Annotated in this window: 15 protein-coding genes; 8 read left to right on the forward strand and 7 right to left on the reverse strand. The window is 56.1% G+C overall.

Features of this window, described 5'->3' with window-relative positions:
- Positions 1-229: 229 nt before the first annotated feature.
- Complete coding sequence (locus tag VEV40_RS02925) at positions 230-613, forward strand: VOC family protein (protein ID WP_324830023.1); 384 nt, start codon at positions 230-232, stop codon at positions 611-613.
- On the opposite strand, the gene VEV40_RS02930 is transcribed toward VEV40_RS02925, so the two are convergent.
- Both VEV40_RS02930 and VEV40_RS02935 read right to left on the reverse strand, forming a co-directional pair.
- On the reverse strand, positions 614-862 hold the full coding sequence (locus VEV40_RS02930) for a SnoaL-like domain-containing protein (RefSeq protein ID WP_324830041.1): 249 nt from the start codon (positions 860-862) through the stop codon (positions 614-616).
- A 191-nt stretch (positions 863-1,053) separates the two neighbouring features.
- Positions 1,054-1,230: a hypothetical protein gene (locus VEV40_RS02935; RefSeq protein ID WP_324830024.1), complete on the reverse strand. Its 177-nt coding sequence runs from the start codon at positions 1,228-1,230 to the stop codon at positions 1,054-1,056.
- Between the two features lie 255 nt (positions 1,231-1,485).
- Between VEV40_RS02935 and VEV40_RS02940 the strand changes: the two genes are divergently transcribed.
- Positions 1,486-3,306 (forward strand): hypothetical protein, encoded by a 1,821-nt coding sequence (locus tag VEV40_RS02940; RefSeq protein WP_324830025.1) that lies wholly within the window; start codon positions 1,486-1,488, stop codon positions 3,304-3,306.
- An 82-nt stretch (positions 3,307-3,388) separates the two neighbouring features.
- On the opposite strand, the gene VEV40_RS02945 is transcribed toward VEV40_RS02940, so the two are convergent.
- Positions 3,389-4,510: a patatin-like phospholipase family protein gene (locus VEV40_RS02945; RefSeq protein ID WP_324830026.1), complete on the reverse strand. Its 1,122-nt coding sequence runs from the start codon at positions 4,508-4,510 to the stop codon at positions 3,389-3,391.
- Between the two features lie 341 nt (positions 4,511-4,851).
- On the opposite strand from VEV40_RS02945, the gene VEV40_RS02950 reads away from it, so the two are divergent.
- Positions 4,852-6,942 carry a radical SAM protein gene (locus VEV40_RS02950; protein ID WP_324830027.1) on the forward strand — a complete coding sequence of 697 codons (2,091 nt, stop codon included), beginning with the start codon at positions 4,852-4,854 and terminating at the stop codon, positions 6,940-6,942.
- Between the two features lie 232 nt (positions 6,943-7,174).
- On the opposite strand, the gene VEV40_RS02955 is transcribed toward VEV40_RS02950, so the two are convergent.
- Positions 7,175-8,026, reverse strand: coding sequence for an endonuclease NucS domain-containing protein (locus tag VEV40_RS02955; protein WP_324830029.1), 852 nt, complete (start codon positions 8,024-8,026; stop codon positions 7,175-7,177).
- Positions 8,027-9,526: 1,500 nt separating this feature from the next.
- Between VEV40_RS02955 and VEV40_RS02960 the strand changes: the two genes are divergently transcribed.
- Both VEV40_RS02960 and VEV40_RS02965 read left to right on the forward strand, forming a co-directional pair.
- Positions 9,527-10,408: a phytanoyl-CoA dioxygenase family protein gene (locus VEV40_RS02960; protein WP_324830031.1), complete on the forward strand. Its 882-nt coding sequence runs from the start codon at positions 9,527-9,529 to the stop codon at positions 10,406-10,408.
- Positions 10,409-10,732: 324 nt separating this feature from the next.
- A complete protein-coding gene (locus tag VEV40_RS02965) occupies positions 10,733-12,097 on the forward strand; it encodes a right-handed parallel beta-helix repeat-containing protein (RefSeq protein ID WP_324830032.1) in 1,365 nt (454 codons plus the stop codon).
- Between the two features lie 176 nt (positions 12,098-12,273).
- On the opposite strand, the gene VEV40_RS02970 is transcribed toward VEV40_RS02965, so the two are convergent.
- Genes VEV40_RS02970 through VEV40_RS02980 form a run of 3 tightly spaced genes read right to left on the reverse strand, consistent with a single transcriptional unit; the run spans position 12,274 to position 15,380 of the window.
- On the reverse strand, positions 12,274-13,305 hold the full coding sequence (locus VEV40_RS02970) for an ABC transporter permease (protein ID WP_324830033.1): 1,032 nt from the start codon (positions 13,303-13,305) through the stop codon (positions 12,274-12,276).
- The gene (locus VEV40_RS02975; protein ID WP_324830034.1) at positions 13,298-14,260 is read right to left on the reverse strand and encodes an ABC transporter ATP-binding protein; all 963 of its coding nucleotides are present in this window, start codon (positions 14,258-14,260) and stop codon (positions 13,298-13,300) included. The genes VEV40_RS02970 and VEV40_RS02975 overlap by 8 nt, the downstream gene beginning before the upstream one ends.
- Positions 14,261-14,306: 46 nt before the next feature.
- Positions 14,307-15,380, reverse strand: coding sequence for a PP2C family protein-serine/threonine phosphatase (locus VEV40_RS02980; RefSeq protein ID WP_324830036.1), 1,074 nt, complete (start codon positions 15,378-15,380; stop codon positions 14,307-14,309).
- 119 nt (positions 15,381-15,499) lie between these two features.
- Here VEV40_RS02980 and VEV40_RS02985 point away from each other — a divergent pair, with 119 nt between their 5' ends.
- The 3 genes from VEV40_RS02985 to VEV40_RS02995 all read left to right on the forward strand — a co-directional run bounded on the left by VEV40_RS02985 (position 15,500) and on the right by VEV40_RS02995 (position 19,438).
- Complete coding sequence (locus VEV40_RS02985) at positions 15,500-17,026, forward strand: glycosyltransferase family 39 protein (protein WP_324830037.1); 1,527 nt, start codon at positions 15,500-15,502, stop codon at positions 17,024-17,026.
- A gap of 102 nt (positions 17,027-17,128) precedes the next feature.
- Complete coding sequence (locus tag VEV40_RS02990) at positions 17,129-18,151, forward strand: methyltransferase (RefSeq protein ID WP_324830038.1); 1,023 nt, start codon at positions 17,129-17,131, stop codon at positions 18,149-18,151.
- Positions 18,152-18,202: 51 nt separating this feature from the next.
- Positions 18,203-19,438 (forward strand): DUF5009 domain-containing protein, encoded by a 1,236-nt coding sequence (locus VEV40_RS02995; protein WP_324830039.1) that lies wholly within the window; start codon positions 18,203-18,205, stop codon positions 19,436-19,438.
- Positions 19,439-19,647: the final 209 nt, after the last annotated feature.

The raw sequence follows: 19,647 nt of genomic DNA on the forward strand, positions 1-19,647 counted from the left end.
CTCGAGACTGCCGAATAGGGACCTGCCCGGAGACGCAGTTCAGCTGGGGCGAACAGCAGAGCCACTCATTGACTGGGTTCTGGACGGTTTGTCGGCAACTCGTCAGTTAGCACTTGGTTACTGACGATTTGGCGGTATACTCGACCGCAACTTCCGTCCCTCTGGGATCAAACTGACTCACTCCCACAATGAGATTCCGCGCGGCCCATCCAAAAGCACATAATGCAGCATGGCCTTCACCCTGGAGCAACTGGACCACATCGTCCTGACCGTAGCCAACATCCATGCCACAACCGATTTCTACACCGAAGTCCTCAGCATGGACATCGTCACCTTCGAGGGCCGGACAGCCCTCAAATTTGGCGAGCAGAAAATCAATCTCCACCTGCGCGGACACGAGTTCCAGCCTCACGCATGCCGCCCAACGCCCGGCTCAGCAGACCTCTGCTTCATCACGCTCACGCCGATGGAAGAAGTCATCGAATACCTGAACCTCATGAAGGTCCACATAGAAAACGGCCCCGTGGAACGCACCGGGGCCGTCGGCAAACTGCTGTCCATCTATATCCGCGATCCCGACCAGAACCTGATCGAGATATCTAACTATGTCTAGCTACGCGCCAGGGTTGTAATAGAAGCGCTCGTGCACGATCTTCCCGTTCTTCACCGTGTATAGAGCCATCTCGCTCATCTGCATGCGTCTGCCGGAAGCCTTATGTGTAAAGTCGGATTTGAATTCAACAGCGAACTGGTTCCCGCCAACGTAGGGCCCATTGACCTCTTCATGGTGGACTTCATGGTTATCAAACCACCACACACTCTTGCCCCTGACCGCCTCGAAGCCTCTCATCTCGACTGGAATTTCCGGGGCTGCTGGCTGATTCTACGCTGACAATATCGTCGGCATAGTACCTATCGATGGCTTCAAGGTTTTTCCCTTCGCGGCACAGCGCGACCAGATCATTAGCAATATCGGCAACTGACATATTCTATCGTTTACTCGGAAGTATCCGGCGAACGGGCGAAGTGTAGCACAGCCGCGTGAACCTGGTTTTACCAGTCCACGACCCAGGCAATCGCAAGCAGCGCAAGGCCGACCATCATCAGCGTGTGCGCTCCGGGGATAAAAATTCCGAACATGAACAGGACCATCCCCAATCCATAAACTGCCCGCGAGAATGGATCACATGCTTCAATCTGCTGCCGATGCTGTACCGGGATCTGGTTCATAACGCCTCCTCTTGACAGCATCAGAATCACACCATTCCAGTAGCCGCGGCAGTTAGCTTTGTCAACAAAGCGTGATGACAGTTGTCATGCCCCTCTCCGCGAACTTCGCATAGCAACGTCTGAAACAATCCTCGCCTCATCGACTCAAACCCGAAGCGATGATCTCTGAAGGAACAGAGACGATGCGGGTGTATGATGTTGGCCGCCAAGAAGCCAAGGTGGACACTCAGACCAAGACAATTCAGGAGAATGTTTATGAACGTGCCCGCATGCAATTTCAAGAGGGCTATGTATCTCATCGCTATTCTGACAACAACCGCTCAGTTCACGGGACAAACTACGCAGCGGCAACCCAACAGCCAACCAAGAATCCCGCCGGTGACACCCACAGTCGTGATAAGTTTCGGACCTGCGCAAGCCGTGCTTGCGCCTTCGGGCGTCGCCTCGCCGTGCGCGGCGCAGTCCAGTTGCGTCAATCCATCTTCCATCAATTGCTGGGGTGGACTAGGTTCCCTGGCAGATGAGCATTCCAGCATACTGCCGCCGAAGACTATTGGTATTCCGAACACTCCCAATCACACGCTGAACACCGAATATCTTTTTTTCGTCGCGGCAAAAACATGCAATAACGGCGCCAATACTACGAAGAACGGCTTCGACACCAGCGGCCTTGTCGTGCTGCAAAGTTTGGGTCCGGACAAAAAAGGAACCTGGGCGCTCGACTACGCAGACGGTTACGGTCAGTTGCCGGGCACAACGTACCCGAACAGCCAGATCTTCCTTTCGCCCATGAACCGCACTACTTGTCCCAACGTTCCGCCCGCACAACAGGATCCTACGTTCGACTTGAACTATGCCAATGCCGGATCGATCGTGCTCGATCCTACGAACCCGGGTCCTGACAGTCTTCTGATGGTCTTCGAGGGAACAAATCGTTGTGCTGTTGGATCGAAAGGAGGAGCACAGAAGACGCAGGCATCTTTCTATTCGACCATCGGTGTCGCAACCTCGCAGAACTGGGGAAGCATCTGGCCTGCCTATAAAAACAATTTCACTCCGCTGCCGACTCAGAGTACGACGAATGGCCCCAACGCTCCTCATGGCGCATCGGGCGCTCAAGTCTGCCCAGGCAACAATTGTTCGACCGCATCTCCGTCCCGGTTCGGTCGCACCGCAGCCTTGAGCGCACCAATGGAATTAGCGGAAATGATTAAGGGGAATATAGCGGTCCAGCACTCAATGGGAGATTCATCGCCAAGCGCCTTTGTGGATGACGTCAATACTTCCTCGGGTATCTTTCTCTACACAGCAGAGAATTACGGAACGAAACCATACAGCTATCCCGGCACTCAGAGTGGAACGATCGGGGTATCGCGAGCGCCGCTGGGTCAAGGCTTTCCCCTTAAATTCACCAAATGGTATGGGCCGACGGTCGGCTACGACAACCCATCGTCGGGCAGTTTCCTGCTACAGACCAGCACTGTTACCGCTACGGGCGCGGCTTGCGATCCACGTGTCCCGCCCCCGTGCCTGTCGAACTCGGGATTGGCGAGTGACAATGGAGGGCTCGAAAGCCCGATTTTTCCACTGGCCACACAGGAGGATTCCGCGCAATACCTCTACCTTTACCAGTCGTGCCAGGCATTCGATCAGAATCAAAGCGGACCATCGATCAGCTACCTTGACGTGGAAAGGCTGTACCTTCTCACCTTTGTCTGCATGACGCCTAAGACTGCGAAGCAGGTGAATGCGGGCGCAACACCCGGCACGGCGATCTTCTACTCCACGAATCCCAACCTGGAGAACCAGGCAGGATGGACTACCCCGCAGCAGATCTCCGGATCGTGGAGTCCTCTGGAAAGCAATGGCAAAGGCACGAATTGCGTCTACGACGGCTGGTATCCAACATTCATGTCGCTTGATGCCACGGTCGGACATCTTTCGAACTCGGGTTATGTGTTTTCAATGAAAGGCTGCATGGGTTCCAGCGCAGGAGAACCCCGACAATATACGTCGCGAACATTCACAATTGGGACGAAACCCAACCCGATTGGTCCTCCACAGTCGGGCCCCTAATAGTGCTGACAACAGGGAAGGCATGTGCTGGGCAGCGGAGTGCCAATCGATAGGCCCGACTGACATTTCCCGCCAACACGAATTAGCCCCTCAGCGGCGTGGCCAGATACTTCTTCATCGCGGTCGTGCCTGACCCAATCAACAACTGCTGCCGCTCTGGCGACATGCGGAACTCCGTCGTTCCATATCCGCCAACCGGCAGCCTGCAAATTGCCGACTCATATTGCCGCATCACTGCCAGATCCGCGCTCTCCGTTAGTGTGTCGATCAGCCGGGTTACTCGGTCGGCGGCCCGCAGCCGCGGCCGCGGCGTATTGGAATTCTCAGCACCCGGCACCATCACCGTCGCGTCCAGCAGCAGCCCGAGATTGCCGGCAGCATTCGGATCGGTTAGCCCCATGACGGCAACCACGTCCGACGTTGACTCAGCAATGAGCCGCAGCGGAAAATTCGACAACACACCGCCATCGACAAAAATGTTCCCGGCTTTATTGCGCTGCGTAATCTGGCCATTCGCGCCCAGCAGGTTGTAGGTGCCCCACCCCGGCTGCCACATCATCTCCCGCCATACAAACGGAATGCTCATGGACATGCGCACCGACTCGGCAACCGGAACATTCGGTGCTGTGCGCGCATTCAGCACCACCGACTCCTTGTCGGTCACGTCGGTTGTCACAACGGAAACGTCTCTGCCGGTCTTCTTGGCGAAATCCGCCCAGGTGATGTCCGCCGCCATGCCTTTCGCTACCAGCCGCTCGCGAAACCAGTTCAGCGCCGCATCTCCGGCATAGAAGCCGCCGCACTCATTAAAGGAGAACAGTTCGCGATACAACTCAATGTGTAAAAGCGCCTTGATCATCTTCTCTTCGACTTTCTCCAGCATTCCAGAGAAGGGAAAGCCTGCCTGTTTCATCAACGCGAGTGTCTCGCAGCCATCAATCAGCGCCTGAGAGAAATCAGCCTCAGTGGGAGCATCCATGAACGTGGCGAAGATGGGCTTGCCCGTCGCGTCGGTCTTTGTGCATTCCGCCGTCAGTTCAGCCGGAGTGTAGCCTGCGCCGGTGAGCATGGCGGTAATGGCCCCGGCTGATGTCCCCACTACCCGCCGGTGCTTGTGCCCGGCGTCGGCAAACACCTGGAGCGCTCCGGCAAACGCCATCCCTTTGGCGCCGCCGCCTTCAAACACAAGATCGTAAAGTGCCATTTTCTTCTTTCCAATTCTGGGGGAATGGTCGAGAATCCGCGTGAAAACATTACATTCTGACCGGCATTCTCACAAGTAAATTGTTGATTAGAGCCGGTTCTCAGTCCCATTCACCCCCAACCATCCCCATCCAAACGTCAATATTCGCCATTCAGCCAAAGTCATTTCTTTTCTTCAAAAACACCCATCTATCTTTATAGGTGGTAAAGTCCTCTGGAAGATGCAGTTACCTTGACGCACACTTCCCCCGAGGGCCGAAAGCATTTTAGCTGGCTTTCCTGTCCGCAGCGTATTTTGAATCACTTACAATCGCGGCAGGCGAGCGTCAGGAGAACTGAAAAATGTCGAAAACCGTTAAATACGCAGAGCGGGCGGTCACGGTCGCCGCGAATGGCGTCTGGTCCGTCTTCGAGAGGCTGAACCGTATCAGCCCCAACGAATCATTCACCCCCAAGTGGTCCGACAAGCCTCTGCTGAAGTCTTATCAGAAGGAAAAGCCGCCCCTTGGCTGGCCCCGCACCACGGATTCCCTCTGCCCCAAGTGTGTCCCGGAGATTCGCCAGCAGATTATCGACGGCAAGCTGCCGCACGAAATCCTTTTAAATGAGAAAGTTGGCGAGATCAAGGCGCAGATCATCGAGCGCGACGGCAAAATCCTGATGGTCAAGGACTGCCCCAAGCACGGCCACTTCGAAGACGTGATGTCCATCGACACCGCCTTCTTCAAGCACCTCGAAGAGTCCTTCCCTGGCCGCGACATCCGCGCCCACAATGACGAAAAGCTGCACAACCATGGAACTTCAACCGTGACCCATGGCCGCGGCTCGGTCCTGACCATTGACCTGACCAACCGCTGCAACATGATGTGCGACCCCTGCTTCATGGACGCCAACCAGGTTGGCTTTGTCCACGAGCTAACATGGGACGACATCAAGACCATGCTCGACAACGCCATCACTATCAAGCCGCGTCGTCAAATGTCGGTCCAGTTCTCCGGTGGCGAGCCCACGCTCTCGCCCTACTTCCTTGACGCTGTCGCGTACGCCCGCAAGGTCGGATATGAATCCGTGCAGGCCGCGACCAACGGCATCGAATTTGCCAAATCGAAGGAATTCTCAAAGGCCGCAGCGGAAGCGGGTCTCCGTTATGCCTATCTCCAGTTCGACGGCATCGGCAACGCCGCCAACTCGCACCGCAAGGTCGGCAACCTCTTTGACGTAAAGCTTCAGGCCATCCACAACCTGCACGAAGCCGGTGTTGACATCGTCCCTGTCACGACCATCGTCAACGGCATCAACAACGAGCAGGTCGGCCACATCATCCAGTTCGCCCTCGACAACCCCAAGAAGATCAACTTCCTCAGCTTCCAGCCGGTCTCCTTCACTGGCCGCGACGAGGAAGTCAGCGATGAGCGCCGTACCGCACAGCGCTACACGCTTTCGCACCTCGCGCACGACGTTAAGAGTCAGACGGGCATTGGCGAGCCGACCCGCGACTGGTTCCCCATCAGCTTCATTAGCACCTTCTCCGACTTTGCCGACCTCGTTCACGGCCCCGAACGTGACTGGGGACAGATCTCCTGCGGATGCCACCCGAACTGCGGCATCGGCATGGCCATCATGATCGACAAGGAAACCAAGGAAGCCGTTCCGGTCACCGCCTTCCTCAATGCTGACCGCCTGGCGCGCGACGTGGCCAAGGTCAATGACGCCGCCCGCGGCAAGTTCCTCTCGCTTGTCGGCATCACGCTTGCACTGTTGCGCAACTACGACCCGACCAAGGCGCCGACGCACATGCGCATCGCCGACCTTCTGAAGAAGTTCGACAAGTTCTCCGGGTCCACCAACCGCAAATATGGTTCGGTGAAGGCCGACCGCACCATGGCCGACATCCAACAGCGCCGCGCCGACCGCTGGAACTTCCTCTTCATCGCCGGCATGTGGTTCCAGGACCTCTTTAACTACGACTTCCGCCGGACTGAACAATGCATCATTCCTTACGCCACGCAGGAAGGCGAGATCAGCTTCTGCGCTTACAACACGGGCGTGGGCTGGCGCAACATTATCGAGAAGATGCACATGACCTCCACGCTCACCAAGTGGTATGACGAGCATGGCCGTCACGAAATCTTTGCCGGTGGCAAGAAGGTCGGCATGGGCGACGCCGAGCACACCCTCGTCCTCAACGATGAGCACGTGCACGCCGCAGCCAACAACACCCTCGACAAGCTCGGCATCGCCAAGAACTCGCGCGAAGAAAAGATCCGCGCCCGCGACGCCAAGCTCAAGCAGGACGCCGAAAACGCCCGCATGGCCAAGCTCTACCGCGAGCACATCCTCGGCGAAAAGCCGGTCGAAGGCCTGGTCTCCATTAACTCCATAGCCCCAGCCAAGCCAGTCCCCGCCGCCGAAGAACCCGTAATGGGGGACTGACCGTCCAGGTAATCGCGCCTTCGGCGCAAAAACAAAAAGCCCGGCCAAGCGCCGGGCTTTTGATTCCCACATCACCTCTCCAACCCCCCGCCACCCTCAACGCCCACCACCATGTCATCCTGAGCGAAGCGCAGCGAAGTCGCAGGACCCGCACGAATGAAATTCGTGCGCTGTATGCCTTGCACAGCAAGGCCAGATTGGGCGGCAATGCATAAATGATTTCTGAATGAGTTCAATAGCCGCCAGGTACATGACGGCTGAAATATCGAATAAGTCGGTCGTAACACGCCGTCCGAATTTCACGACTCAACTCAGCACTCCATTGGCACCAAATACGCGGTGCCCATCTAATAGTCTTGCCTTTGTAAATAACGAATGACTCTGTGAGATAGCGTACGGGCTGCTCGCGAATAATCCGTTCCCATGTAGAAATGGTCCTGCGGGAAAGGGTATCGGGCTTAATGCGTCTTGGATTTTCCTCGATCTTGCCCCGAATTGCGCGATCTAGAAAGAAACTATGAAATCGTTCCGCCACGAGTATTAGGGAGACTCCTCCATCTGAATCTGTCAACTCAGTCATGAACATCAATAACAGCATCTTGTAACAGAGGGTCATCTGCTGCATTTCGATTTCATAAAGCAATTTATATGTAGTTTGGGCGAGAACGCCTGGTGTGGAGACCGTCTCAATATCAGCTTGCAAAACATCCGGCGTTCGCGTCTCACAACTCGAAATACGACGTGCGAAGTCTTGCTCAGGATATTCACGATATTCATATCCGTGTTCATCCAGAAATTCTTTATGTTGGGGGACCAGCCGATTCGCAATGAACATCAGCCGAAGGTGTATTGATGGATATTTCGCTCGATAGTCGAAGTAATAGTAGAAGTGCCGTTGAAGATGATTCTCATCCAAACGACCACTCTGGATTTCCACCAAGAGTTGCCGAGAGAAGGAATCACTGAAAAGCAAGTCAGGACGTCTCCCATTAATTACGACTTGTCTCCGGACGAGGGTCAGACCGGACTCGATGAATAGGTCCGGGCATTTGGCAATCGCCTCTTCCATTTTGCTTTCGAGCATGGCGCGACACTAAGCGCCGCGGATCGGTGTGTCAACTTCCGGCGCAAGCGCCTCCAGGGCGGGTGGCCCATTCAAGCCTTCTTTTGGCTTGAGTGGGGCAGTTTAAAAATCTCTCGCGTTAATCTGATCCTCCCCAAATAAAAAGACGCCTCCAGGTAGAAGCCGGGGACTTCAGTCCCCGAAAAAACCCGTCGCCAAAGGCGACCACCTCACTGCCGTAGGCCAGAGCGCAGGCAAAAGCCGAAGCGACATTTCGCCAGTTGCTCTCTCTTCGCGTCGCTTGTGAAAGGATGGGAGAAAGCCCACGCGGCTTTATCAGAAATCCATGCGTCTCATCCCGCACAACAACCTGCGCAAGATTTTCCCCCAGCTGTCGTCCTACTGTCGTCGATTTCGAGACCTAAGATGGGACAGTTCGGGCCGCTCATCAGGCCCTCCCAAAAATATTCGACGGAGGAACCATCATGACTACACGGATGCGTGCTCTTACAACCATCTCTTTCATCGTTCTGGGCTCTGCACTCGCAATGGCGCAGAACCGCTCAGACCGATCTTCTGACTATCGAAACCTTCCGCAGGAAAATTCTGCGCATACCGCACAGATCGTGGGCGGGTGGGCGGGTGGCCCAAGTCCAACTAGGGTGCCCCATGTCTCTGTGAGACATGGGATCACTCTCGACCAAGTTCAAACTGTGCATCTTAGCAAGAACAATTCCAACCTCGAAAAAGGCGCGCCTCCACGGCAGAAGCCGGAGACTTTAGTCCGCGGAACAAACCGTCGCCAAAGGCGACACCTCGCTGCCATAGGCCCAGCACAGGCGAACAAGCCGAAGCGACATCGCATCAGCGGATGGAGCACTAAATTCGATTTCCCGGCACAACGTTGGGCCATAGAGAAGAAATAGTGGCGGGTGGCCCAGGTCTAACTTTGGGTGCCCCATGTCTCGCAGAGACATGGGATCATTTCCGACCAACCTCAAACTGCACATCCTTAGCAGGACAGAATTCCAAAATCAAAAGAGGCGCAAAGCGCCTCCAAGTAGAAACCGGAACTTCAGTCCCGGAAGTAAAGCCGTCGCCAAAGGCGACACCTCACTGCCATAGGCCCAGCGCAGGCGAACAAGCCGAAGCGACATCCGCATCTCACCGCGAAGCAAATCGAAGACCTAACTGAAAGCGAATGCCCTGCCAATCCTCAGCTTTCGAAGATTCCTTATCAGCGGATGGAGAATTAAATTCGATTCCCCGGCACAACGCGGGGCCATAGAGAAGAAATGGTGCACAACAGGGCATAATTACTCCTCTCATTGCACACTATCGGCTCCTTGTGGGTGTCATGAGAAAGAAGTAGGCTCTCGCTTGATTAATGAACAAGCCAAACGTCATGAGCCCGGTGCTCTAAGCGGCTTGGCAGTCACCGCGCGGCAGCGCATTCCCCTGGTGTGTAAATGAATGTTCGTTCCAGTCCGTCATATGTGCGTCATAGGGATGTGAAAGGAAATGCATCTAACCGACGAGCAGCTTCAGGCAGTGAAGCAACAGGGGTTTCTGTGTGTACCGCGAATCACATCGGATGAAGAGGCTCTGGCCATCAGGGCGTCGCTTGAGGGACTCTTCGGTAAAAAGGCAGGCTGGAGCGAAGGAGCGTATGGAGAGCTCGCCAGCAGCATGGACGGCGATGAAGAGCCGAATTCTCCGCAGATCCTTCATCCCGCGAACTATGCCCCTGAGTTGCATAAAACGGAGTGCTTCGCGAATGCTCTCCGATTTGCAAAACAGATTCTGGGTGAGCGAGCTACTCTTTTTTTCGATCTGACGATTCTGAAGCGTGCTCATACTGGCGAGGCAACTCCCTGGCACCAGGATGAGGCCTTTCGGGATCCACATTTCGAGTATCGAGACTTGACTATCTGGGTTGCGTTGGGCGACGTAGATGAAAATTCCGGTTGCCTCATGTTCGTACCCGAATCCCATCAAGCACAGGTGCTCGATCACCAGCAAATAAGCGGGAAGGGCGAATCCATCGCATTGAAGTGCATCGCGCCATTTGACAAGACAAGGGCAGTGAAAGCAGAGATTCCCCTGGGAGGATGTACGATCCATTTTTCCCGAACGCTGCACTGTTCCACTCCCAACACCTCCGGGATACCCAGGATCGTCTACATTATGACTTTCAGTACACCTCCTATTCCTGCCAAGCTGCCCATATCCTTCCCATGGCGGGACAATACTGTCACCGCAATGCAGGCGCGCAGGCGCAGGTGGATGCGTCATGGAGGTGTGGTAATCACTGCTTGGCGCCGAGTGCGCCGGGGTGGTTTCAGAGATTGGCTCACTTACTTGGGAATCCGTGCTATTCGAACGATTCTGCGAGGCCGGTAGAGGAGCGTGAGTAATCCTTCCCCATCCGAGAGGACGGAGAAGGATTATTTCAAGCATCATTTTGATGCGAGTAAGGTCAAAGAGCAAAACTCAGTCTGGCCACAGGCCTTTTCGTTCTCCGAAGCAGGGCATGCGCGGCCCGATGGAATTTCGGGTTGTATTGAGAGCAAGCTTGGACTAGAATTCCCGCGCTGACGGTTCCAAGAAGAGACATCGGCTGAACCGGCCCTCCAAAACTTCCCCCGGCAGGAAAGGCTTGGACTTTCCTGATCTCATCAATCCCAATGATCTCCTGCGGCTGAACACCGTGGAAAGGAAATATCTATGCGTATCACTCGCTTCCGTCCATTGCTGGTTTCCTGCTGCTTCGTTCTTTTGATGTCCCTCGTGCCGTCTCTCACGGCTGCTACTCTTTGCGTCAATCCCCATCGTGCCGGGTGTTACGCGACAATCCAGGCGGCTGTCAATCACGCTTCACCGGGCGACGTGGTTAAGGTCGCGCCTGGCACCTATAAGGAATACGTAACCATCGGCATTCCAATTTCAATCATCGGAGCAGACGACGAATCAACCATCGTTGACGCCACCGGCCTGGCGCATGGTTTTTTTGTAGACGGGTTTGACCATGCTGGCCTCAGCAATGTGACCATCAGCGGCTTTACGGTTGAGAACGCGCTGTATGAGGGAGTCCTTGTCGTGAGTGCTGCAAATGTCACCATCCACGGCAATGAGATCAACGACAACGACACCAGTCCCGGCCTGTTATTCACCGGTGCAACCACAGGGTGTCCGGACCAGCCCGGCGCAGGCTCGTATGAAAATGACGAGACCGGCGACTGCGGCGGCGCTCTTCATCTGGTAGGAACAAGTCATGCCGTTGTCTCTGACAATCTCATAACGGGGAATGCGGATGGCGTCCTGATCAGTGATGAAACTGCGGAAAGCCACGACAATCTGCTTATTCACAACCTTGTCAAAGACAATCCGTTAGAGTGCGGCATTGTGCTTGCGTCTCATCCTCCCGCCGGACACGCTGCTCCTCCCTTCGCCCCGCATTTCGGCGTTGACAACAATACCGTGGCCGAGAACGTCTCAACTGGCAACGGAGTGCAGATCGGGGGCTCGGGAGTGGGAATGTTCACGGATGGCGCAGGCCCGGGACACGTGACCGGCAATCTGGTTGTGCGCAACAAGTTAATCGGAAATGGCCTGGGAGGCGTCGCCCTGCACACCCATGTAGGTCCCGCTTTCGGACTGCCTGCTGACAACATGAGTGGAAACATCATCGTTGGCAACTTTATTGCGAAGAACCTCGCTGACCAGGCCGATACAGCCACGCCAGGCTCTGTGGGAATCAACATCAACAGTGGCGGTGGTGGCTCTCCTGTATTTGGCACCGTCATTTCCTACAACGTGATTCGCGATGAAGACGTAGACATTGCGATAAATACTCCTGCCGAAGCGGACATCCATCTCAATGATCTGGGCGGTGGGAAGATTGGGGTCGCCGATGTGTGCGCCTTTGACAAGGCCTCGATATGCAAGGGCAGCATCAATGCGACTGAGAACTACTGGGGCTGCCCCAATGGCCCCGGCGCTGCGGGCTGCGCGACAGTGAGCGGATCAGACATCAGTTTTGCTCCCTGGCTTCACAATTTCAGCCAGGATGATGAAGATCACGACCGGTAAGACCAGAATGCGCAAGGGGTATCAACCATAAGTGCCCCATCCTTTCGCGCAGTTTGCGAAAGGATGGGCTAGCACCCTTTGCGGGGGAGATAAAAAACGGAAGACGTGCAAAGCTTATCCGTGGAAGCAGTGACTTAAGCAACTGGATGATAGCGCAGCGCTTGTCAACGTTGCAGCTATCTCCATCGAAAGATTCGTAGCGCTACTGCAAACGGCACAGCAAGCCACGCAAGCAGAATGGCGACTGGAATAACCATCTGCCCCATGCCTGTCCCCTGCAGCATGTTTCCGCGCAGGGTGTCGATCGCAGCCGTTAGAGGGAGCGTCCGCACGATTGGCTGAATAACAGCCGGAAAGCGCGACGCCGAAAAGAAGACGCCCGACAGAATCCACATCGGAAGCATAACGAGATTCATCAGGCCGGAGACAGCTTCCATCGTCTTGGCCCGCGAGGCTGTCAACAAACCCAGCGCGGAGAATGACAGCGATGTAAGGACGCAGAGAAATCCCAACTGCAATAGGGATCCACGAAACGGTACTCCAAAGACGAGCCGCGAGAACCCGAGAAAGACCACCACTTCGATGACCAGCATGACCAGCCGCGACAGTAGATATGCGGCCAGATATTGCCAGCGCGGCATGGGCGAGGCTATCAGGCGCTTTAGCAGCTTTTTCTGCCGCGCTTCCACGATGGAAAAGCCCAGGCCCCACATGGCCGATCCCATCAAGTTCATTCCCAGCAGGCCGGGCACTACAAAGTCGATGTATCGAGCGCCGACCTCATGCACCAGTTGATTTTCGACATGCACTGCCTCGTGCTGGCCGGAGCCTGCCTGGATTGCGCGATCGGCCACGAGGCGCGCCGTTCGCGCATCGGGATTAGTGTCGTCATACTTATACGTCACGCCGTTGGGCGTCTGGATCGCCAGCAGCAGAATGTCCCCAGTCGCCAACTCGTGCGTGCCTTCCGCTTCATTCAGTGTCTTCGCCATCAGACCTTTGTCGGCATTCAGAGCCTGCGTCAACTGCGTTGTGGTCGCACCGACCTGCAGCACATCCGCCGGGCGATTGCGGAAGGCGATCCCCAGCCCCACGGCAAGCAGAATGGGGAAAATGAAGATCCAGAAAATCGCCTCCGGCTCACGCAGAAAGAGCTTGAAGCGAATCATCGTCAGTTGGTACAGGCTGCTGAATTCCAGCTTATTCATCGCGCAGGTTCCTTCCCGTCAGGCCGACAAATACGTCTTCAAGCGTTGCTGAATGCGTGCGAAAGTCGCTCAGATGCAGCCCCTGGCTAGTTAACGATTGAAAGATGAGCGGCACCGTCGTATGCAGATCGCGCACTGTGAGCTGATGCTGTCCCGCATCGACGCGATGCGACTGCACGCCCGCAATCGCTGTCAGCAGAGATGCGTCAACCAGGCCGTCTCCACTTTCATGGCCGACGATGGCGAACTCCACGATATGCTCGCCGCCGATTGAGGCAATCAGTTGCGGCGGAGTTCCGAGCGCGATGATTTTTCCATGGTCCATGATGGCGACGCGGTCGCACAGTCGCTCGGCTTCATCCATGTAGTGTGTGGTCAGGATGATGGTGCGTCCCGCGAGCTTCAACTGATCAACCAGGTCCCACAGGTGCCGCCGCGCCTGCGGATCGAGTCCCGTCGTCGGCTCGTCAAGAAACAGCATCTCCGGATCGCCGACCAGCGCGCACGCCATCGCCAGGCGCTGTTTCTGCCCGCCGGAAAGGCCGCCAACGCGCGAATTCCGCTTTTCTTCAAGTTGTGCCGTGCGGATGGATTCATCGACAGAAATGCCGCGCCGAAAAAAACTCCGAAAGAGTCGCAGCGTTTCTTCAACCGTCAGCTTGTCGGGAAACTGCGTCTCCTGCAGTTGAATGCCGATGCGCTGGCGCAGCTCATTCGCCGACGTGGCCCAGCTCAGGCCCAGCAGCTCAATCGTGCCCGCGTCGGGAGTGGTCAGGCCCTCGCAAATCTCAATGGTCGTGGTCTTCCCCGCGCCATTCGGTCCCAGCAATCCGAAGCACTCACCGCGCTTGACTTCAAGGTCAAGACCATCCACGGCCACCACGTCGGCAAATGCTTTTCGCAAGCCGTGCAGCAGCAGCGAGGGGCTGTTTGAATCGGTATTTACTGTTGTCATGATTGTTTCTTTTTTTAGGCAAAGCTGGAGCGGCCCGCTTCTCAGCTTACAAGACCTTCAGCACAACCAGCGTTAAATCGTCGGCCTGCACCGTCTCTCCGGCGAATGCAGAGACGGCCTCGGAGACACGCGCAACCACCTCTGCTGCGGATCCCGTTCCATCGTGGCAGATGACATCTTTCAGCCTGTCTACGGCGAACTCATCCCCCAGCGCATTCTCCTGCTCAGTCACTCCGTCGGTAAAGAGCGTGAGAATATCGCCCGTTCCGAGCGTGATAGACGCATCGGAGTATTGCGCGCCGTTGAGAATCCCCAGTATTGGCCCGCCTGCCTCTTCCAGCAGCAGCGCCTCGCATGACCCAGCGCGCATAAGGACCGGCGGATTGTGCCCTGCGTTGGCGTACTGCAAAATGCGACTGGCGCGATTGAGCCGCGCATAAAACATGGTTACGAATGTCGCCGAGTTCGTCATCTGCTTCAGAACGCCATCGAGATCTGCAATCACCTGTGCCGGACCTTCAAGTTCACGCGCGCGCAGACGCAGCGCTACCGCCAGAGACGGCATCAGCAGCGCCGCCGCCGCCCCTTTGCCCGACACATCGGCAATGACAACATCGACAACGTCATCCGAAACCGGGAAAAAGTCGTAGTAGTCTCCACCGAGAAGACGCGCTGTTTTCATCTCCGCGGCGATGTCGATCCCCGGCAGCGACAAGGGTCTGGGCAATACCCGATGCTGCACTTGCGCGGCCAGCTCCAGATCGCGTTCGTATTCATCGCGCTGGCGGCGCACTTCTTCCGCCATGCGGTCACGCTGCCGCGCAATCAGCGTGACCAGGAATCCCACCACTAGAAAACTCGCGAGATACACAACGTTGTGGACCACACGCCAATACAGCGAAACAGCAGGAGGCCCGAAGATGTCTCCGAGAAAGGTACAGACCACACCCAGAGCAATCGTAAAAGGAAGCGGATTCACCAGAGCGCAAAGTGCAATGGGAAGCACATAAAGATATGCGAGCGAAACATCGGCAACAATCACCCAGTCGGTATAGGCAACAGCGCCCACCGCTGCGACCACAATGAAATTCAGCAGTCCCGCGATTCGATGCTCGCCCATATCTCCTCTTGCGCTCGCAGGAATTGTACCGGACAGTCTGTAACAACCAGAGCGCCTATGAATAAGGTGAACAAAAACCCGCAGACGCGCGTAATAGCGCAGTGAGAGAATAAAGCGGCATGACAGCAACCCAATCGCAGGCTCCTGTGCGTGCAGGCGCCGGAGTTCAGTCCGGCACTGTCGCAGTCCTCGCCATCGCGGCAGCCATTGCGTTCATCCACATACTTACCAACAGCCGCTACGGCTTTCATCGCGACGAGCTGCAATTTTTGAGCGATGCGCGTCACCTGGACTGGGGCTCTGTTGCCTATCCGCCGTTCACGCCATTCATCGAGCGCGTCAGCATGGGCCTGTTCGGACTCTCGCTCGTCGGGCTGCGCCTTTTCTCGGTCATCACGCAGGCTGCGGTCATTGTCGTTACAGGACTCGTGACGCGCGAGCTTGGCGGCGGACGCCTGGCGCAGATCGTCGCAGCATTCTCCATCGCGCTCGCTCCGCTGCCGCTCTTTGAAGGAACGGAATTCCAGTATTCGAGTTTCGATTATCTGTGGTGGGCGCTGATCGCATATTTCATTATTCGCGTGCTCAAGACAGAAAACCCGCGTTGGTGGATTGCCGTCGGCATAACCACCGGCATCGCTCTGCAAACCAAGTACAGCGTCTGCTTCTACATTGCAGGCATCCTCGGCGGAATGCTGCTCACGCAGGCCCGACGCTATTTTCTGAACAAATGGTTCTGGATGGGAACAGCGCTGGCAGTGCTGATTTTTCTACCTAACCTGCTCTGGCAGGTGCAGCACGGATTCATCTCCTACCACTTCCTTCAGCACATTCACAAACGCGACGTCGGCGAAGGCCGCGCCCATGGATTCCTGCTCGATCAATTCCTCATCTGCACCAACCTCTTCACCGCCCCGCTGTGGATCGCCGGACTCATCGGTTTTCTGCGCAGCCCCCGCTATCGCCTGCTTGCGTGGATGTACGTTATCCCGCTCGCGCTTTTCTTCTTCGGCAAAGGACGCGGCTACTACCTCGCTGCTGCGTATCCCATGCTCATGGCGATGGGCGCAGTTGTGAGCGAGCGCTGGACAGTCTCACTGCGAAAACCCTGGCGACGGACCGTCGAAGGCATCTATTTCGCCAGTACCGCTCTCGTTGGCCTATACCTTTGCGCGCTCATTCTTCCGATCGCCTCCAGCGGCCCGCTCAAAAAATTCATCCTCAGCCGCAATGGCGACATGCGCGAAGAAATTGGCTGGAATGAACTGGTCGCAACCGTCGCCGGCATTCGCGACTCGCTGCCTCCCGATCAGCAGGCGAGTTATGGCGTGCTGGTCGGCAACTACGGCGAGCAGGGAGCTATTGAAATTCTCGGCGCGGCCTATCATCTTCCTGTCCCAATCAGCACAACCAATTCAGCATGGCTGCGCGGCTATCCCACTCCGCCGCCCACCACATTGATTGTCATTGGCTACTCGCGCGAAGAAGCAGAGAACGCTTTTACTGATTGCCGTCTTGCCGAACACAACGGCAACTCCCTCGGCGTGAAGAACGAAGAAAGCAACGACCACCCCGACATCTTTGTCTGCGGACCGCCGCGTCTGCCATGGCCGAAATTCTGGAGCGAATATCAGAATTTCGGATGAGTCGATTCGCTGACCGGACGACAACAATAAATTGCAGCATTGTTTTGTGCTAAGCCACACAATTACGCCCGGATATAATCCGGCTTCCGAGGAGAACGCGAATTGAATACACAAGCAGGTCCAACACCGGACCACATTATGCAGGTCGGCCTGAGTTTCTGGGCGTCGAAAGCACTGTTGAGCGCCGTCGAAATGGGAGTTTTTACCGAACTGGCGAATGGCCCGGAATCATTCGACAACCTAGCCGGACGGCTTGGCCTTCACCATCGTTCAGCGCGCGACTTTCTTGACACACTTGTTGCACTGGGTTTCCTGCAAAGATCGAACGGAACGTACTCCAACACACGCGAGACAGATCTCTTCCTTGACCGGCGCAAGCCCAGCTATCTGGGCGGAATACTTGAGATGGCAAATGCGCGCCTCTTCGGATTCTGGAACCACCTCACCGAAGCGCTTCGTACAGGACGGCCGCAGAACGAAGCGAAGGACGCCAGCGGCGAATCACCCTTTGAAGCCCTATATGCCGAACCCGCGCGCCTCAAGGAGTTCCTTGCCGCAATGTCAGGCATTAGCCATGGCGCGAATATGGCTATCGCCCAAAAAGTCTCGTGGGCAAAGTACAAGACATTTGCGGATGTGGGAACAGCTCAGGGCGATCTCGCCGTTCAAATCGCGCTTGCGAATCCTCATCTGAAAGGAATCGGCTTCGACCTGGCGCAGGTCGGTCCGACCTTTGAAGAATATGCCCAATCCAAGGGGCTGAATGGCCGTCTTTCTTTCCAGCCAGGAGACTTCTTCACCGAGCCGCTGCCGAAAGTTGACGTCCTCACCATGGGGCACATCCTGCACGACTGGAACCTCGACGAAAAGAAAATGCTGATCGGCAAAGCATATGAGGCGCTCAACCCCGGCGGCGCTCTGGTCGTCTATGACGCAATCATTGATGATGACCGGTCAAAGAATACCTTCGGCCTGCTCATGAGCCTGAATATGCTTGTCGAGACTCCCGGAGGATACGACTACACAGGGGGAGAATGCATCGGATGGATGAAGGCCGCAGGCTTCCGTGATGCTTATGTGGAACACCTCGTTGGTCCGGACTCAATGGTGGTCGGCTTCAAATAGTCTGCCGCCATCGCGTTATTCTATCCGGAAAGACAACCAGAACGGCCACGCATGACCACCGCTGCGCAAACACGGCTGATTGAGACGCGAGGCGTATCTGCATCTTCACGCCTCGCGTCCATCGACATCTTCCGCGGCCTCACCATGGTCGTCATGATCTTCGTCAACGACCTTGCCAGCGTTCACGGCCTGCCCTGGTGGACGTACCACGCTCCTGCCCAGGTCGATGCGATGACCTATGTGGACATGGTCTATCCCTTCTTCCTGTTTGCCGTCGGCCTGTCGCTCCCGCTGGCGGTAAAAGCGCGCCTTAGAAAAAATCCCTCACGGTTCGCGCTCTGGACGCACATCATCCTCCGCTCCGCCAGCCTCATCGTTCTCGGACTGATTCTCGCCAACGCCGAAAAAGGGGATCCGGCGCGCATCGGTTTCAGCAGCAGCCTGTGGGCGATTCTCGCATTGCTGGGATCATCGCTTTATCTCAGCGTCTACACCGGCTCCCAACGCGGAAAGACCGTGCACAGGATTCTCCGCATCCTTGGCCTTATCCTCGTTGTCGCAATGTACGCCATCTTCCGCCGAACGACACACGACGGCCATTTTGCATGGATTGACGGCTCGTATCCGGAAATCCTCGGTCTCATCGGCTATACCTACTTCGCCGTGTCGGTCCTTTACATCCCCACGCGCCGCTGGCTCTGGGCGCCGCTCGCATGGCTGGCCGCGCTCGTCGCCTTCAATGCGCTGTGCGTGGCGAAAATCATTGCTTTGCCCCCGCACCTGCGACTCTACTTCTGGCCCTTTGATAATGGAGCGATGGCATCCATCACCATGGCCGGCGTGGCAACCTCAGTCATTTTCCTTGGCGATCACCGATGGAAGGCGCTAGGCCAGAAAATGTCGATGGCCGTAGCATTCGCGTTGGCACCGCTTGCCGCGGGCCGTCTACTCACGCCGCTCTGCATCTCGAAAATCCGCGCTACGCCCACCTGGAGCCTCTACTGCATCTCTGCCGCTGTCGCATCCTTCGCGCTTCTCTACTGGGTCTGCGACGTGAAAAAGAAAATTGGATGGGCTTTCTTTGCTCGGCCCGCAGGCGCAAATACTTTGCTCACCTACCTGCTGCCCGACTTCTACTACTTCATCATTGCCACGATTGGTTCTACCTATTTCGAAGCACATCTCAGCTACGGCTGGCCAGGTGTTGCGAGAGCACTCATCTTTACCGCATGTATGCTAGCCATCGCCGCACTGCTGACAAGGATGAAGCTCCGGCTGCAGCTATAAGATCGGATTTTTCTGCGAGAAAAGAAATCGGAACAACAGACTGCGGCTACTCGACAGAATTATTGCCGCAGAAAAGCGAAGGGGCGATTTCCCTTGCGGGATCTCGCCCCTTCTTTCCGATTTTTCGAAGGTCTGGTTCGGCTTCCAGACCACAACTACCTGTCACTCCGGCTTCGCTTGAGACCTGCGAACCTTGCGGCCCGCGCTTC

Source organism: Alloacidobacterium sp. (assembly GCF_035631355.1).
GTDB lineage: Bacteria > Acidobacteriota > Terriglobia > Terriglobales > Acidobacteriaceae > Alloacidobacterium.

Excerpts from the sequence above, each read along its gene's own strand:
- VEV40_RS02960 (WP_324830031.1), top strand. The coding sequence starts at position 9,527 with ATGCATCTAACCGACGAGCAGCTTCAGGCAGTGAAGCAACAGGGGTTT.
- VEV40_RS02985 (WP_324830037.1), top strand. The coding sequence starts at position 15,500 with ATGACAGCAACCCAATCGCAGGCTCCTGTGCGTGCAGGCGCCGGAGTT.
- VEV40_RS02935 (WP_324830024.1), bottom strand. The coding sequence starts at position 1,230 with ATGAACCAGATCCCGGTACAGCATCGGCAGCAGATTGAAGCATGTGAT.
- VEV40_RS02950 (WP_324830027.1), top strand. The coding sequence starts at position 4,852 with ATGTCGAAAACCGTTAAATACGCAGAGCGGGCGGTCACGGTCGCCGCG.
- VEV40_RS02955 (WP_324830029.1), bottom strand. The coding sequence starts at position 8,026 with ATGCTCGAAAGCAAAATGGAAGAGGCGATTGCCAAATGCCCGGACCTA.
- VEV40_RS02940 (WP_324830025.1), top strand. The coding sequence starts at position 1,486 with ATGAACGTGCCCGCATGCAATTTCAAGAGGGCTATGTATCTCATCGCT.
- VEV40_RS02975 (WP_324830034.1), bottom strand. The coding sequence starts at position 14,260 with ATGACAACAGTAAATACCGATTCAAACAGCCCCTCGCTGCTGCTGCAC.
- VEV40_RS02945 (WP_324830026.1), bottom strand. The coding sequence starts at position 4,510 with ATGGCACTTTACGATCTTGTGTTTGAAGGCGGCGGCGCCAAAGGGATG.
- VEV40_RS02970 (WP_324830033.1), bottom strand. The coding sequence starts at position 13,305 with ATGAATAAGCTGGAATTCAGCAGCCTGTACCAACTGACGATGATTCGC.
- VEV40_RS02925 (WP_324830023.1), top strand. The coding sequence starts at position 230 with ATGGCCTTCACCCTGGAGCAACTGGACCACATCGTCCTGACCGTAGCC.
- VEV40_RS02995 (WP_324830039.1), top strand. The coding sequence starts at position 18,203 with ATGACCACCGCTGCGCAAACACGGCTGATTGAGACGCGAGGCGTATCT.
- VEV40_RS02965 (WP_324830032.1), top strand. The coding sequence starts at position 10,733 with ATGCGTATCACTCGCTTCCGTCCATTGCTGGTTTCCTGCTGCTTCGTT.
- VEV40_RS02980 (WP_324830036.1), bottom strand. The coding sequence starts at position 15,380 with ATGGGCGAGCATCGAATCGCGGGACTGCTGAATTTCATTGTGGTCGCA.